Source organism: Amycolatopsis sp. DSM 110486, assembly GCF_019468465.1.
GTDB lineage: Bacteria > Actinomycetota > Actinomycetes > Mycobacteriales > Pseudonocardiaceae > Amycolatopsis.
On record NZ_CP080519.1, the window covers coordinates 896,153 to 911,069 of the forward strand.

Here is a 14,917-nt window from a genome sequence, read left to right on the forward strand (position 1 = left end):
ATGGTGGGTGCCTTCCGCGCGCTATTCCAGACAAAGCGAACAGACGACCTGCCTGGAACGAGCGGCGCGGCAAAAACCCGAATTTCAGAAAAGCAGCGGTAACAACGCGTGCCTTCTTTTCAACACCGCCCCATACCGGGCATCCAGCCGCAGCCACGAGTCCGTGGCCGTCACGCGGACCACGTCGCCGGCGATGGACGAGTCGAACAACCCCATGCCCGACAAGGCGAACAGGCAGCGCAGCTGCACCTTCACCTCGAGCTCGCCGCCGGTCACCGTGAGCACGGCCTGGTCCATCAGCGACGCCGGCGGCGTGCCGTGCGGGCCGACGTTGTCGCGAGCCAGGGTGACGCCCCGGTCGGCCAGGTCGGACACCACGCCGACCGGCAGGTCGTCCACGAGCTGCCAGCGGCCGGGCGCGGGCAGCTCCGCGTGCCAGAGCAGGTCGCGCGCGGGGCCGGGGTCCATGACCTCGCCGCCGGCGACCGTGAGGGCCGCCAGCAGCTCGTTGCCCGACACGGTGATGTCGGCCGGGGTCACGGTCCCCGCCACCGCGCGGGTGGCGAGGACCTCGAACGGCGTGGCCGTCCACGCTTCGACAGTGCCGATACCGCTGCCACCGTCGGGGCGGTTGCGCAGGCGCACGGCAGTGTTGCCGTCGAGCCGCACCGCGCGGGCGACGAACGCGCCGAGTGTGTCGCGGTCGCCCGCGTCGGGAATGCGCAGCTCAGGCATCGGCGAACACCTTCTTGAGGAACTCGGTCTCCTCGGCGGAGAGGCGCCGCGGCCGCAGCTTGACGGTGTCGTACGGCGCCAGCACCGTCTCGGCGGTCACGGCCACCGGGTCCGATTCCTCGGGCCCGGTGTGCACGACGTAGGCCAGCGTGATGCTGGCCGCCCTCAGCTCGGTGAGCGTGATCTCCACCCGCACCGACGTCTCGGGCGTGACGACGATCGGCGCGCGGTAGTGCACGCCGAGCTTCACCACGACCACACCCTTGGGCAGCTCGGTGAGCCCGGCTTTCACCGCGTCGCCGAACAGCACCGGGATCCGCGCCTCTTCCAGGAGCGTCACCATGTTGGCGTGGTTGACGTGCCCGTACACGTCCATGTCCGACCAGCGTGGCCGGACCTGCGAAACGTAGGTCACCGCACCGTGCTCCTGATCTGGCGCGCCGCCACCGACAGCGTCGCGAGGTCGAGGCGCCCGGAGCGGGTGATCTCGTCGAGCGCCACGCGGGCGCGCGACAGCCGCGACGCGTTGGTCTTCTCCCACTGCGCGATCTGCGCGTCGGCCTCCACGTCCTGGTCGCTGTGGCGCAGCGCGTCGAGCGTGATGGCGCGCAGCGAGCCGTACACGTCGTCGCGCAGCGAGAGCCGGGCGAGGGCGTGCCAGCGGTTGCCACGTTCGAGCTTGCTGATCTCGGTGAGCATCTTGTCGATGTCCAGGTGGTCCGAGAGCGCGAAGTACAGCTCGGCGGTATCGGCCGGGCTGTGCAGCGCGTCGAGCCCCACCTGCTGCTCGGCCAGCTCTGCGACCTCGACCACGTCGAGCAGGCCGTAGCTGTGCAGCAGCAGCGCCACCCGGCGGGCGAGATCGGCGGGCACGCCGTCGGCCACGAGCTTGCCGGCCTGCTCCTCCACGGACTCCAGCTCGCGGCCGCGCAGCAGGTCGCCCAGCTTCGGGCCGAGCTCCGCGACGACCGGGCCGAACCGGTTGATCTCGGCCAGCGGCGCGAGCGGCTGCGGCCGGTTGGTGAGGAACCAGCGGGCGGCGCGGTCGAGCAGCCGGCGCGTCTCCAGCACCATCGCGTCGGCGACCGCGGTGGGCACCACGTTGTCGAGCGCGTCAATCTCGGTCCACAGCGTCGGCAGGTCGTAGACGTGGGTGACCACGGCGTACGCGCGCACCACGTCGGTGGCCGTCGCGTTCATCTCCTCCATGAGGCGGAAGACGAACGAGATGCCGCCGCCGTCCACCAGCTCGTTGGTCACGAGCGTGGTGATGATCTGGCGGCTCAGCGGGTGCTGCGAGATCGCGTCGGTGAACTGCTCGCGCAGCGGCTTCGGGAAGTACTCGGGCAGCCGGCGCGTGAACACCTCGGAGTCGACCAGCTCGCTCGCGAGCAGCTCGTCCTTGAGGTCGAGCTTCACGTGGGCCAGCAGCGTCGCGAGCTCCGGCGAGGACAGGCCTTCGCCCGCCTTCTCCAGCGCGCGGAACTCCGAGGAGCTCGGCAGGGCTTCCAGCTTGCGGTCGAACGCACCCTTCGCGACGAGAGACGACACCTGCCGCGCGTGCACGGACACCATCGGGCCCGCGTGGGCCCGGCTCACGCCGAGCACCGCGTTCTGCCGGTAGTTGTCGGCCAGCACCAGGTCGGAGACCTCGTCGGTCATCTCCTCCAGCAGCGAATTGCGCCGCGTGTGCTCGAGGTTCCCGGTCGCCACGAGGTGGTCGAGCAGGATCTTGATGTTGACCTCGTGGTCGGAGCAGTCGACGCCGGCGGAGTTGTCGAGCGCGTCGGTGTTGATCTTGCCGCCGGCCCGCGCGAACTCGATGCGGCCGAGCTGGGTCAGGCCCAGGTTGCCGCCTTCGCCCACGACCTTCACGCGCAGCTGGTTGCCGTTGACGCGGATCGCGTCGTTGGCCTTGTCGCCCGCGTCGCCGTGGGTCTCGGTCTCCGCCTTGACATAGGTGCCGATGCCGCCGTTCCACAGCAGCTCGACCGGCGCCAGCAGGATCGCCTGGATGAGCTCCATCGGCGGCAGGTGCGTGACGCCTTCGGCGATGCCGAGCGCCGCGCGCACCTGCGGGCTGATCGGGATCGTCTTGGCCGAGCGCGGGTAGATGCCGCCGCCCTCGCTGATGAGCGAGCGGTCGTAGTCGTCCCACGAGCTGCGCGGCAGGTCGAACAGGCGGCGCCGCTCCGCGAAGGTCGCCGCGGCGTCCGGGTTCGGGTCGAGGAACACGTGCATGTGGTTGAACGCGGCCACGAGCCGGATGTGCTCGCTGAGCAGCATGCCGTTGCCGAAGACGTCGCCCATCATGTCGCCGATGCCGACGGTCGTGAAGTCCTCGGTCTGCGTGTCCTTGCCCAGCTCGCGGAAGTGGCGCTTCACGCTCTCCCAAGCGCCCTTGGCCGTGATGCCCATGGCCTTGTGGTCGTAGCCGACCGAGCCGCCGGAGGCGAACGCGTCGCCGAGCCAGAAGCCGTACTGGCCCGAGACCTCGTTGGCGATGTCGGAGAACTTCGCGGTGCCCTTGTCGGCCGCGACGACGAGGTAGCTGTCGTCGGCGTCGTGGCGCACCACGCCCGGCGCGGGCACGGTCTTGCCCTCGACGCGGTTGTCGGTGAGGTCGAGCAGGCCCGAGATGAACATGCGGTAGCACGCGATGCCCTCGGTCAGCTGCGCGTCGCGGTCGAGGCTCGCGTCGCCGGTCGGGGCCGGCGGACGCTTCACCACGAAGCCGCCCTTAGCGCCCACGGGCACGATCACGGCGTTCTTCACCGCCTGCGCCTTGACCAGGCCGAGCACCTCCGTGCGGAAGTCCTCACGCCGGTCCGACCAGCGCAGGCCACCGCGCGCGACCTCGCCGAAGCGCAGGTGCACGCCTTCCACCCGCGGCGAGTACACGAAGATCTCGAACTTCGGGCGCGGTTCCGGCAGCTCCGGCACGCCGCTCGGGTCGAGCTTGATCGCGAGGTACGGCCGCGTGGCGCCGTCCGCGCCGGTCACGTGGTAGTTGGTGCGCAGCGTCCCGTTGATCACGGCCATGAGGCGGCGCAGAATGCGGTCCTCGTCGAGGCTCGTGACCTCGTCGATCATCTCGGTGATCTCGCCGACCAGCGAGTCCTCGCGCGTCTTGCGGTCCACATCGGACAGTTGCGGGTCGCAGCGCGTCTCGAACAGGTTCAGCAGCCGCATGGCCACTTCGGTGTGCTTGAGCACCGTGTTCTGGATGTATTCCTGGGAAAACGGGCTGCGGGCCTGCTGCAGGTATCGCGAGTACGCGCGCAGCACGGCGGCCTGGCGCCACGTGAGGCCGGCGCGCAGCACGAGGCCGTTGAAGCCGTCGACCTCCGCGTCGCCGCGCCACGCCGCGTGGAACGCCTCCTGGAACCGCTCGCGCAGCGCGTCGAGCGCGACGGTGCTGCTCTCGTCGAGGTACTTCGCCGAGATGCGCAGGCCGAAGTCGTAGATCCAGCTGGCGCCGCCGTCTTCACGGAACAGCTCGTACGGCCGCTCGTCGACGACCTCGACGCCCATGGCCTGCAGCACCGGCAGGACCTTCGACAGCGAGACGCCTTCGCCGCGCAGGTAGAGCTTGAAGCGGCGCTCGCCCGGCTCCGCGTCGGCCGGCAGGTAGAACGACAGCGCCAGGTCGCCCTCGTCGGCCAGCGTGTCGAGCTTGCGCAGGTCGGCGAGCGCCTCGTCGGCGGTGAAGTCCTCCTTGTAGCCCTCGGGGAACACCGCGGCGAAGCGCTGACCCTGGTCGACGGCGGACTCCTCGCCCATCACGCCAATCGGCTGGCCGTCGCCCGCGCGCTCGCGGCGCTCGGCGAGGATCGCCTCCACCATGCGGTCGTCCCAGCTGCGGACGACGGTGTTGAGCCGTTCCTGGATCCGCAGCGTGTCTGGGTCGATCCGGTGGGCCGGGTCGGTGTGCACGATGAAGTGCACCTGCGCGAGCACGGTTTCGCCGATGCGGGCGCTGTACTCGAGCTGAGTGCCTTCCAGCTCCTCCAGCAGCACCTTCTGCATCGCCAGCCGCGAACGCGTGGTGTAGCGGTCGCGCGGCAGGTACACGAGGCAGGAGTAGAAGCGGCCGTACGGGTCGCGGCGCAGGAACAGCCGCAGCCGCCGGCGATCCGACAGCGTGATCGCGCCGGTCGTGGTGGCGTAGAGCGAATCCGTGTCGGCGGAGAACAGGTCGGCGCGCGGCCAGTTCTGCAGCACCTCCAGCATCCGCTGGCCGGAGAACGACTCCATCGGGAAGCCGGCGCGGTGGATGACCTCGCGCACGCGCTTGCACACCACGGGGATGTCGAGCACGTTCTCGTGCAGCGCCGTGGTGGTGAACATGCCGAGGAACCGGTGCTCGCCGGTCACGTTGCCCTCGTCGTCGAACGTCTTCACGCCGACGTAGTACGGGTACACCGGCCGGTGCACGGTCGAGGGCGCGCTCGCCTGCGTGAGCACCAGCAGCGTCGGGGACAGCGCGCTGGTGTAGTCGTCCGGGCCTGCGGTGAGGCTGCGGGCGGCGAGGCTGTCCTGGCGCAGCACACCGAGGCCGGACGCGAGGACCGCGCGCAGCGCCGGCTCGTCGGAGTCGTGGTGCGGGTTCTCGACCAGTTCGTAGCGGCGGTAGCCGAGGAAGGTGAAGTGGCCATCGGCGAGCCAGCGCAGCAGCCGGGCGCCCTCTTCGACCTGCGTGGGGTCGGGCAGCTTCGGCGGGTCCTGCTCCAGCGACTCCGCCACGGAGCACGCGGTCTGCGCCATCTTGTCGGCGTCCTCGACGACCTCCCGGACGTCACCCAGCACCGAGGCCAGCCGGTTGTCCAGCTCGCGGGCGCGGTTCGGGTCCGTGACGAGGTCGATCTCGAGGTACATCCACGACTCGGCCGCCGACATCGCGGGCGGGTTGGCCGGGTCGGCGTCGGGGTGCAGGCCCTCGAGCTCGCCCGTGACGTCGCGGCTGACCACGACGATCGGGTGGACGATGCGGTGTACCTGCACGCCGTCGCGCGCGAACTCGGCCGCCACGCTGTCGACGAGGTAGGGCATGTCGTCGGTGACCACCTGCACGACGGTGGCCTCGCGGGTCCAGCCGTCCTGCGCCGCGGTGGGGTTCAGCAGCCGGACCGCCGGGCGTCCCGGCATGCGCTGCTTCGCCAGCTGCAGGTGCGAGCGCACCGCGCCGACGAGCGCCACGGGGTCGTCACCGACGATCTCCTCCGCCGGGATGTGGCGGTAGTACAGGCGGATCAGGTCACCGATCTCGGGCGCCAACGCCGCCGCGGCGTCGATCAGCGCGTCCCGGAGCTGCTCCGGGCTCGCCGAGCGACACAACGCGCCGACTTCGGCACCGACATCTGTTCCGGGCGGGGACGAGACTCCCGTCGAGCTCATGTGAGGCAACTCTCCAGTTTCGAGATCGAGACGCGTCCGTCACCACAACGTGGCGGACACCCCCACACTAATCCGACCCCGCCGGGCCCGTGACAAAGACCAGGAGTTGTCCAGACTTAAATTTACCTTATGTGACTGGGGGTTTCCCGGCATTGATCGGTTCAGCTGCGGGGCCGCCGGATGCCCTCGTCCACCGGGGAATCCCTTGGCACCGGGCGCGCCGCGGCGCCGGGCGACGCGGGCCGTGGCGGCGGGATCGGGTTCGTGATCGGTTCAGTCGTCCGGGGGCCGCACGGAGCCTGGCGGCCAAACCGGAAAAGGTTGCCTCGCCCGACTGCGAGGATTCCCACACCGAAACCGCCCGGACGGGCGACACCGTTGCCCAGGTACCCCAAAGCGACGGCACTCAAACGCTGTTTTCGTGGTGCCGCAAAGGTGCTCGTGGTTCGGGCGAGGACGTCAGTCCCCGTTGCGCTTGCGCTCCGCCGACGCGTGCCCGTTGACCGGGCGACGCTTCTTGTCGTCGTCTTCCGAGCCCAGCCGCTTGACCAGCGCGGCGGCACTCGCCGTTCCCGCCTGGTGTTCGGCCAGCGCGCGGGCCAGCAGCTCGGCCAGCCCGGCGTCCGGCGGCGGCTCGTCCTCGGCGATCGCGCGGGCGTAGCTCTCCGGGAAGGGCTGCGACGTCGGCGTCCACGAGTCGAAGTCCTCGAGCGGGTCCAGAGCCGGCGGCATCCGCAGCCGGGGCAGCCACGGGTCCACGGCTTCCTCGGACACCTGTTCGTCACGCGGCGCCGGCGCCAGGTCCGGGGACTCGCGCTTCCACGGCGGGTCCGTCACGTCGGAAACCGCCTCGGGTTCCTCCGTGCGCGCGGTTTCCTCGCGCGCCCCGGCCTCGTCGGCGCGTCGGCGACCGCCACCGCCGCCTGCGGAGATCCCCAGGCGGTCCAGCACGGACCGAGCCGCGACAGAACCGTGTTCCGCGTCGTGCCGGGTCTTGCGGCCGCGGGAGACCTCGTCGCGGCGGGCGCGTTCCTCGCGGGCCCACTCGTCGCCCTCCCAGAGCGGCGCGGCGGGATCGTCCGCGGGCGCGGGGGCCATCGGCAGCTCGGGCAGGATGTCCGAAAGGTCCGGCAGCGACAGCCGCGGCAGGTCCTCGGCCACGGCAGGGGGCCGCGGCGCCGGCTCTTCGCGCACGACCTCGGCCACGGGTTCCGGCTTCGGCTGCGGAGCCGGCACGGCTTCGAGCTTCTTGAACGGCTTGACCCAGCCCGGCAACCCCGCCGGCCGCTCGGGTGCCGCCCGGCGGCCCGTTTCCGCACGAGCCTGGCGGGAAGACGAGTGCGATCCGTTCACAGGCCGCTTGGCCGGCGGCGCGGGCGGCTCGGCGACGCGCGGTCGTTCCGGAGCCTCGGCGCGCGGCGCGGACAGCGTGAAGCGCGCGACCTGTTCGGCCGGGGCCTCCGTTCGCTCGGCGGGCGCCGCGGGTTCCGGCTCGTCACGGATCACCGGGATCACCGACGTCCGCTCGGCCTCCGACTCCGCGGCCGCTCGCCCGAAGGACCACGTCGGCGTCTTCGGTCCGGATTTCGCCGGCTTGCGAACGGGTTTCTCCGGCACCGAACCGGCCGCCCGCACATACGTCGTCTCCGCCGGAGCGGCCGGCCGCGGCTGTGCTTCCGGCCGCGCCGGGGTTTCCGCACGCGACCGGGTTTCCTTCCGCGGCTGGGTTTCCGCGCGCTGAGCCTTCGCCACGGACGGCTTCGCAGCGGCCGGTTCCGGGGCAGTCGGTTCCGCGGCAGCCGGTTCCGCGGGGATCGCCCGGATCAACGCCGTCGTCTCGACGTCGCGGACCGGCGGCTCGACGGCCATCGGCACCGGACGGCCACCCTGCGGCGCCGACCGCGCGATCACGTCGTCGAGGTCCAGCGGCGCCACCGTGTCCGCGCCGAACTCGCCCGCGAGCAGCCCGCACGCCTGGCGGCGCGCCCGCGAGTGGACGTGTTCCGCCGCGCGCGAGCGGTGCAGGCACGCGATGGCTTCCTCGGCGCTGCCGAACCGTTCCTCGATCTGCGCCAGTTCCAGCCACAGCCGCGAAGTGATGGCGGACAGCCCGTGGCGATCGGTGCTCGCCACGGCTTCGCGCACCTGCTCGGACGCGGCGTCGCCGGCACCGGCCGGCAGGTGGATGCGCGTCGCGACGGCCAGCCGCAGCCATGCCGTGGGCGCGACACCGGCCGCGCGCACGGGCTCGTTCAGCATGGGTTCGGCGATGTCATACGCCATGGCAGTGTCGCCGCGGTCGAGCAGCGTGCTCACGAGCTGCAGCACGAGCCGCACGCGCACGAGGCCGCCGTCGTCGCCGGGTTTGTCCAGCTTCTCCAGGAAACCGAGGCCGGTGCGGGCGGCGTCGGCCGCCGCGGTGAGGTCACCATGGCGGCGCCGGTGGGCCGCGGCTCCGTTGCGCAGCAACGCCCGCACGAGCAGCCGGGTGTCGGCGTCGAGCGACTCGTCGGCGACCACCAGCTTGTCGGCTTCGACGAGCACGCGGTCGAGCTCCGGCTTGCGGCCGAACTGCGCGAGGCAGCCCACGAGGTGGCACAGCGCTTCCGCGCGGTGCACGGCCGAAACCGCCGGCTCCGACAGCACAGGCCGCAACGCCGCGAGCCCGGTCAGCGGCGTGCCGAGGCTGCGCGCGCACACGGCCAGGTCGATCCGCAGCCGCGCGGCCGTGTCGGTGTATCCGGCGTGCTCCGCGGCCCGCAGGGCGGCAACGGCGCGCCCGACGGTCGACGTGCGACCGCCGAGGCGCACGCGCGCCGCGACCACGAGGCTTTCGGCGCGGATCCACTGCTCGTCCGCACCCGCGGTCTCGGCGAGCGCGGCCGCGCGCTCGCCGAGCACCAAGGCGAGTTCGGGCGCGCGCAGGTGCAGCGCGTCCGCACGCTCGATCAGCCGCCCGAGGTCGGAGAGGGTCGCCCCGCCGGCAGCAGCGAGCCGCCCGCCCGCGGGTGCGGGCGAGCTCGACCGGTTGTGCCTGCTGGCTTCCACTCCGGCCCCCGACGTCAGTCGCGCTTCAGTTTGCGATGAGTGACCCGGTGCGGCCGCGCCGCTTCGGCGCCGAGGCGCTCGACCTTGTTCTTCTCATAGCCCTCGAAGTTGCCCTCGAACCAGAACCACTGCGCCGGGTTCTCGTCGGTGCCTTCCCAGGCCAGGATGTGCGTGGCGACCCGGTCGAGGAACCACCGGTCGTGAGAGATGACCACGGCGCACCCGGGGAACTGCTCCAGCGCGTTCTCCAGCGAGCCCAGCGTTTCCACGTCCAGGTCGTTGGTCGGCTCGTCCAGCAGGATCAGGTTTCCACCCTGCTTGAGCGTCATCGCCAGGTTCAGCCGGTTGCGCTCACCACCGGAGAGCACGCCCGCCGGCTTCTGCTGGTCCGGCCCCTTGAAGCCGAACGCGCTCACGTACGCGCGCGAAGGCATTTCGGTCTGCCCGACGTGGATGTAGTCGAGCTTGTCCGACACGACCTCCCACACCGTCTTCTTCGGGTCGATGCCGGCACGGTTCTGGTCCACATAGGACAGCTTGACCGTCTCGCCGATCTTGACCTTGCCGCCGTCCGGCTCCTCGAGCCCGACGATGGTCTTGAACAGTGTGGTCTTGCCGACACCGTTGGGGCCGATCACGCCGACGATGCCGTTGCGCGGCAAGTCGAACGACAGCCCGTCGATGAGCACGCGGCCGTCGAAGCCCTTGTTCAGCTTCTCGACCTCCACGACCACGCTGCCCAGACGCGGACCCGGCGGGATCTGGATCTCTTCGAAGTCGAGTTTGCGGTACTTGTCGGCCTCCGCCGCCATTTCCTCGTAGCGGTCGAGGCGCGAGCGCGACTTGGTCTGGCGGGCCTTGGCGTTGGAGCGGACCCACTCGAGCTCGGACTTCAGGCGCTTGGCGAGCTTCGCGTCCTTCTTGCCCTGGACCTCGAGGCGCTCGCGCTTCTTCTCCAGGTACGTGGAGTAGTTGCCCTCGTAGCCGACGACGTGGCCGCGGTCGAGCTCCATGATCCACTCGGCCACGTTGTCGAGGAAGTACCGGTCGTGGGTCACGGCCAGCACGGCGCCGGCGTACTTCATGAGGAACTGCTCCAGCCACAGCACGCTTTCGGCGTCCAGGTGGTTGGTGGGCTCGTCGAGCAGCAGCAGGTCGGGCGCGGACAGCAACAGCTTGCACAGCGCGACGCGACGGCGCTCACCACCGGAGAGGTGGGTCACGGCCTCGTCCGGCGGCGGGCAGCGCAGGGCGTCCATGGCCTGCTCGACCGTGGAGTCGAGCTCCCACGCGTCGGCGTGGTCGAGGTCCTCCTGGAGCTGGCCCATCTCCTCCATGAGCTCATCGCTGTAGTCGGTCGCCATGAGCTCGGCGATCTCGTTGTAGCGGTCGAGCTTCAGCTTGGTCTCGCCGAGGCCTTCCTCGACGTTCTGGCGGACGGTCTTCGTCTCGTCGAGCTGCGGCTCCTGCATGAGGATGCCGACGGTGGCACCCGGCTGCAGGAACGCCTCGCCGTTGCTGGCCTGCTCGATCCCCGCCATGATCTTGAGAACGGTGGACTTACCGGCACCGTTCGGCCCCACCACGCCGATCTTGGCGCCGGGGTAGAACGCGGTGCTGACGTCGTCGAGGATGACCTTGTCCCCGACGGTCTTGCGCACCTTCTTCATGGTGTAGATGAACTCGGCCATGAAAGCGATCGTAGAGTGGCCCGATCCGCGCCCTGACGGCGGTCACCACCGCGCTACCGAGGGTCATGCGCACATCACGCGGACGACATCATCGGCGCGGTCATTCGACCCGTTTGCCGTCTGCGAGGTTCTTGAGCATCGCGTTGTAGGCGTTCAGTTCCTCGCCGCCCGTATTCTCCTCGCGGCGGTCCTTCCGCTTGGCCTCGCGCTCGTCGGCGCGCGCCCACTGCACCAGCAGCGCGATCAGCACCAGCAGCACGGGAACCTCGCCCGCGGCCCACGCGATGCCGCCACCGAGACGCTGGTCGGTGAGCAGGTCGCCGACAAACGGCAGCCGCAGCGACTGGTAGAACTCCTGGCCGATCACGTACTGCATGTTCATCAGGATCACGCCGAAGAACGCGTGGAACGGCATGGCCGCGAACATCATCCCGAGCCGGCCGACCGGCGGGATCTTGCGCGGCGCCGGGTCGACGCCGATCACCGGCCAGTAGAAGACGTAGCCGGCGAGCAGGAAGTGGGCGTTCATCGCCAGGTGCGCCCAGTGGTAGTTCAGCGCGGCGTCGAACAGGCCGGAGAAGTACAGCGCGTAGAACGAGCCGACGAACAGCAGCAGCGCGACGACCGGGTGTGTCAGGAACCGCGACACCGGCGAGTGGACAGCCGCCAGGAGCCACTCACGCGGCCCTGGAGGCGCGCCGGCACCCGCGGTCGGCAGGGCGCGCAGCGCGAGCGTCACAGGGCCGCCCAGCACCAGCAGGACGGGCACGACCATCGACAGCAGCATGTGCGTGCCCATGTGCACGCTGAACATCGCCGGCGAGTAGCGGCCGATGCCCGACGACGTGGCGATCAGGAGCACCAGGCAGCCGGCGAGCCACGCGACGATCCGGCCGGTGGGCCACGAGTCGCCGCGTTTGCGCAGCCGCCATACGCCGGCGAGGTAGAGCCCGGCCAGGACGATCGCGGCGGTGCCGTAGATGAGGTCGAAGCGCCAGTCGGTGAGCAGGCGCCAGAAGGTGGGCGCGCCGTCGAGGTTGTAGCCGATGAGCAGCTCGGTGGTCGAGGGCTGGGTGACCGCGTCGGCCGGTGGTGGTGTGCGGGCGAGGCCGGACGCGATGCCGAGCGTCACGAACATGATCAGCACCTCGACGGCCGCCAGCCGCAGCAGCTGGCCGCCGCCCTTGCCGTCGACGAGGTCGCGCACGCCGCGCTGGCGCTGCTGATGGCCGAACACGCCGAGCAGCAGCAGCGCGACGACCTTCGCGACCACGAGCAGGCCGTAGTCGGTGGTGAACAGGTCGCCGAGGTTGATGCGCACCAGCGCGTTGATCACGCCGGAGATCGCCATCACGACCCAGCAGACCAGGGCCAGCTTGGAGAACCGCCGGGCCGCGAGCGACAGGTGCGCTCCCCGGCGCCAGCCGAGAGCCAGGAGCGCCACGAGCCCGCCGACCCACAGCGCGGCCGCGATCAGGTGGAACAGCAGGCTGTTGGTGGCCATGTCGTGCGAGCCGCCGCTCGCGGAGTGCCCCGTGACGGCCACCGGGATCAGGCCCGCGACGGCCACGAAGAACAGCACGGCCGTCCAGCCCCACGTGAGCACGAGCCGGCAGCCGAGCGCGAGCAGCACCGCGATGAGCGCCGTCCACAGCCACGCCTTGGGCTGCTCGATCGCGTCGACGAGGTCCAGGAGGGTCTGGGGCGAAAGGACTTCCAGGAACGGCTTGCCGGCGCCGTCGGCCGCGGTGAAGGCCACCGAGAGCAGCGACGAGGCGAACCAGACCCAGGCGGCGATGCCGGCCGCGCGCACGGCGGCGTAGCCCTCGGGCCCCAGCGTGCCGGACTTCTGCGGCGGCACCAGGAACGCGGCCAGCAGCAACGCGCCGACGCAGACCACGGACGCGGCTTCGGCGAGCACCCGGACGACCGTGATGCCGTAGCGCGTGACCAGCCCCGGGTCGGGCAGCCCGGTGATCAGGTAGCCGGCGCCACCGGTGAGCGCCACGAGCCCGACCGCCACGACCGCGGCGAGCAGCACGCCCACCGAGAGCAGCGGCAGCACGCTGGTCCTGCGCCGCGCGGTCGGTTCGGGTTTCGTCACTGCGTCCGTGCTCACCATTCGAGACTAGGCCGGTCGCGTTTCCCACGGCACGGGGGTGCGGACGGGCATGATGGTTTCGTGCGGATCATCCTGCTGCGTCACGCCGAGTCCCTCGGGAGCGTCGACCAACTCGCCTACACCCGGATCCCGGACCACGCGATTCCGCTGACGGAGACCGGCCGGGCCGAGGCCGTCGCGACGGGACCGGTCATCAAGGAACTGCTGCGGGGCGAGCGTCCGGCCGTGTACGTGAGCCCCTACCTGCGTACGCGCGAGACGCTGCGGCTGCTGAGCATCGAGAGCGCCTGCGACCGCGTGGTGCAGGAGCCGCGGCTGCGCGAACAGGACTGGGGCAACCTGCAAGACCCGCAGGACCAGGAGGTGCAGCGGCAGCGGCGGCACGAGTTCGGGCACTTCTTCTACCGGCTGCCGTTCGGCGAGTCGGGCGCCGACGTGGACGACCGCGTGGCCGGTTTCCTCGCCGAGCTGCTGCACAGTGGCGGAACTCACCCGCGCAGCGTGCTGATCGTCTCCCACGGCCTCACGCTGCGGCTGCTGTGCCGCCGGCTGTTCGGCTGGAGCGTGGACCTGTTCGAGTCGCTGTCGAACCTGCGCACGTGCGAGCACCGCGTGCTGGAGCACGACGGGGACAAGTGGTCGCTCGACCGGCCGTTCGGGCAGTGGCGCGAGTCACCGGACGGGGAGACCCAGGGCTAGCTCCTCACGCCGGCGCGCGCGGGCCGCGACGAGGGCGGCCGGCACGATCAGCGCGGCGATGAGGCCGACGACTACGAACGACACGGAGTAGGACGTCGCCTGCGCGATGCCGCCGATCATCGGCGGACCCGCGAGGAAGCCGGAGTAGGCGATGGTGCTGACGAACGCCAGCTCGCGTTCGCCGCCTCCGCCGTCGGCGCGTTTCCCGGCGCTGCCGGCGAGGCTCAGGGCCAGCGGGAACGCCGCGGCGAGGCCGGCGCCGGCCAGCGCGAAGCCGACGTACGCGAAGGCGGCCGGCGTGAACACGGCGGTGCAGACGAGGCCGATCGCCGCGACGCCCGCGCCGACGGCGAGGGAACGTGTGGCGCCGAAACGTTCCTGGCTCCACGCGCCGCCGAGCCGCGCGAGCGCCATGGCCAGCGAGAACCCCGAGTAGGCCAGCGCCGCCGCGCCCTGGCCGACGCCGTGGACGGTCACCATGAGCAAGGCCGACCAGTCGGAACTCGCGCCCTCGGCGATTGCCGAGCACAGCGCGACGGCCGCGAGCAGCCACAGCGCGGGCCGGCGGATCGGCGCTTTCCCGCGTTCCGGCGGCGTGGTCTCCTTCGGCGGCCGGTCTCCCGGCACAGCCTTGAGCACGGCGACGAGCACGACCAGTGCCACCACAGCGGCCACGGAGAGGTGCCGCGCGGGCGACCAGCCGTGCCCTGCGGCCAGCCCGGCGAGCAGGGAGCCACCGAGTGCGCCGAAGCTGAACCCTGCGTGCAGTGTCGGCATCACGGCGCGACCGGTGCGGCGCTCGACGGCGACGCCCGCGATGTTCATGGCGACGTCGAGGGACCCCACGCCCGCGCCGAGGACGAACAGGGCACCGGCGAGCAACGGCACGTTCGGCGCGAACCCGACGAGCACGAGCGCGACGGCGGCCACCACGGTGCTGCCCGCGACGGCCGCGCGGGCACCCACGCGTTCGGTGATCCGGCCGGAAATCGGTGCGGCACAGAGCATCCCGACACTCGCGCCGAGCAGCGCGAGCCCGAAGACGCCCGGCACGGCGTGCACGTGGGCGGCGATGGCGGGCGTGCGCGGGGCCCACGAACCGAGGGCCGCCCCGTTCAGCGCGAAGACCGCGAATACCGCCGTCCGGTCGCGCATCGCCGCCTGCCTCTCTGCCGGGAGCCCTTGGCCCAGAATGACTTAAGCGCTTCAGACGGTCAAGGCCGCG

The 14,917-nt window shown here is 71.2% G+C and carries 8 protein-coding genes; 1 reads left to right on the forward strand and 7 read right to left on the reverse strand.

The features are described 5' to 3' along the window. Positions 1-84: 84 nt before the first annotated feature. The 6 genes from K1T34_RS04360 to K1T34_RS04385 form a co-directional block, all read right to left on the reverse strand. The gene (locus K1T34_RS04360; RefSeq protein WP_220243004.1) at positions 85-735 is read right to left on the reverse strand and encodes a hypothetical protein; all 651 of its coding nucleotides are present in this window, start codon (positions 733-735) and stop codon (positions 85-87) included. After that, a complete protein-coding gene (locus K1T34_RS04365) occupies positions 728-1,150 on the reverse strand; it encodes a thioesterase family protein (protein ID WP_220243005.1) in 423 nt (140 codons plus the stop codon). Before K1T34_RS04365 ends, K1T34_RS04360 begins: the two co-directional genes overlap by 8 nt. Continuing rightward, positions 1,147-6,132: an NAD-glutamate dehydrogenase gene (locus K1T34_RS04370; RefSeq protein WP_220243006.1), complete on the reverse strand. Its 4,986-nt coding sequence runs from the start codon at positions 6,130-6,132 to the stop codon at positions 1,147-1,149. Before K1T34_RS04370 ends, K1T34_RS04365 begins: the two co-directional genes overlap by 4 nt. A 459-nt stretch (positions 6,133-6,591) precedes the next feature. Then, positions 6,592-9,180, reverse strand: coding sequence for a hypothetical protein (locus tag K1T34_RS04375; protein ID WP_220243007.1), 2,589 nt, complete (start codon positions 9,178-9,180; stop codon positions 6,592-6,594). Between the two features lie 14 nt (positions 9,181-9,194). Then, positions 9,195-10,871, reverse strand: coding sequence for an energy-dependent translational throttle protein EttA (gene ettA / locus K1T34_RS04380; RefSeq protein ID WP_220243008.1), 1,677 nt, complete (start codon positions 10,869-10,871; stop codon positions 9,195-9,197). Between the two features lie 100 nt (positions 10,872-10,971). Then, positions 10,972-12,990 (reverse strand): cytochrome c oxidase assembly protein, encoded by a 2,019-nt coding sequence (locus K1T34_RS04385; RefSeq protein WP_255638305.1) that lies wholly within the window; start codon positions 12,988-12,990, stop codon positions 10,972-10,974. A gap of 63 nt (positions 12,991-13,053) precedes the next feature. On the opposite strand from K1T34_RS04385, the gene K1T34_RS04390 reads away from it, so the two are divergent. Next, positions 13,054-13,692 carry a histidine phosphatase family protein gene (locus K1T34_RS04390; protein ID WP_220243010.1) on the forward strand — a complete coding sequence of 213 codons (639 nt, stop codon included), beginning with the start codon at positions 13,054-13,056 and terminating at the stop codon, positions 13,690-13,692. Here K1T34_RS04390 and K1T34_RS04395 read toward each other — a convergent pair. Next, positions 13,666-14,847: an MFS transporter gene (locus tag K1T34_RS04395; protein ID WP_220243011.1), complete on the reverse strand. Its 1,182-nt coding sequence runs from the start codon at positions 14,845-14,847 to the stop codon at positions 13,666-13,668. The two genes, K1T34_RS04390 and K1T34_RS04395, sit on opposite strands and share 27 nt — an antisense overlap. Positions 14,848-14,917 lie beyond the last annotated feature (70 nt).

What these genes read in the sequence shown, in the direction of transcription:
- K1T34_RS04360 (WP_220243004.1), bottom strand. Translation starts at nt 735, where the DNA reads ATGCCTGAGCTGCGCATTCCCGACGCGGGCGACCGCGACACACTCGGC.
- K1T34_RS04370 (WP_220243006.1), bottom strand. Translation starts at nt 6,132, where the DNA reads ATGAGCTCGACGGGAGTCTCGTCCCCGCCCGGAACAGATGTCGGTGCC.
- ettA (WP_220243008.1), bottom strand. Translation starts at nt 10,871, where the DNA reads ATGGCCGAGTTCATCTACACCATGAAGAAGGTGCGCAAGACCGTCGGG.
- K1T34_RS04395 (WP_220243011.1), bottom strand. Translation starts at nt 14,847, where the DNA reads ATGCGCGACCGGACGGCGGTATTCGCGGTCTTCGCGCTGAACGGGGCG.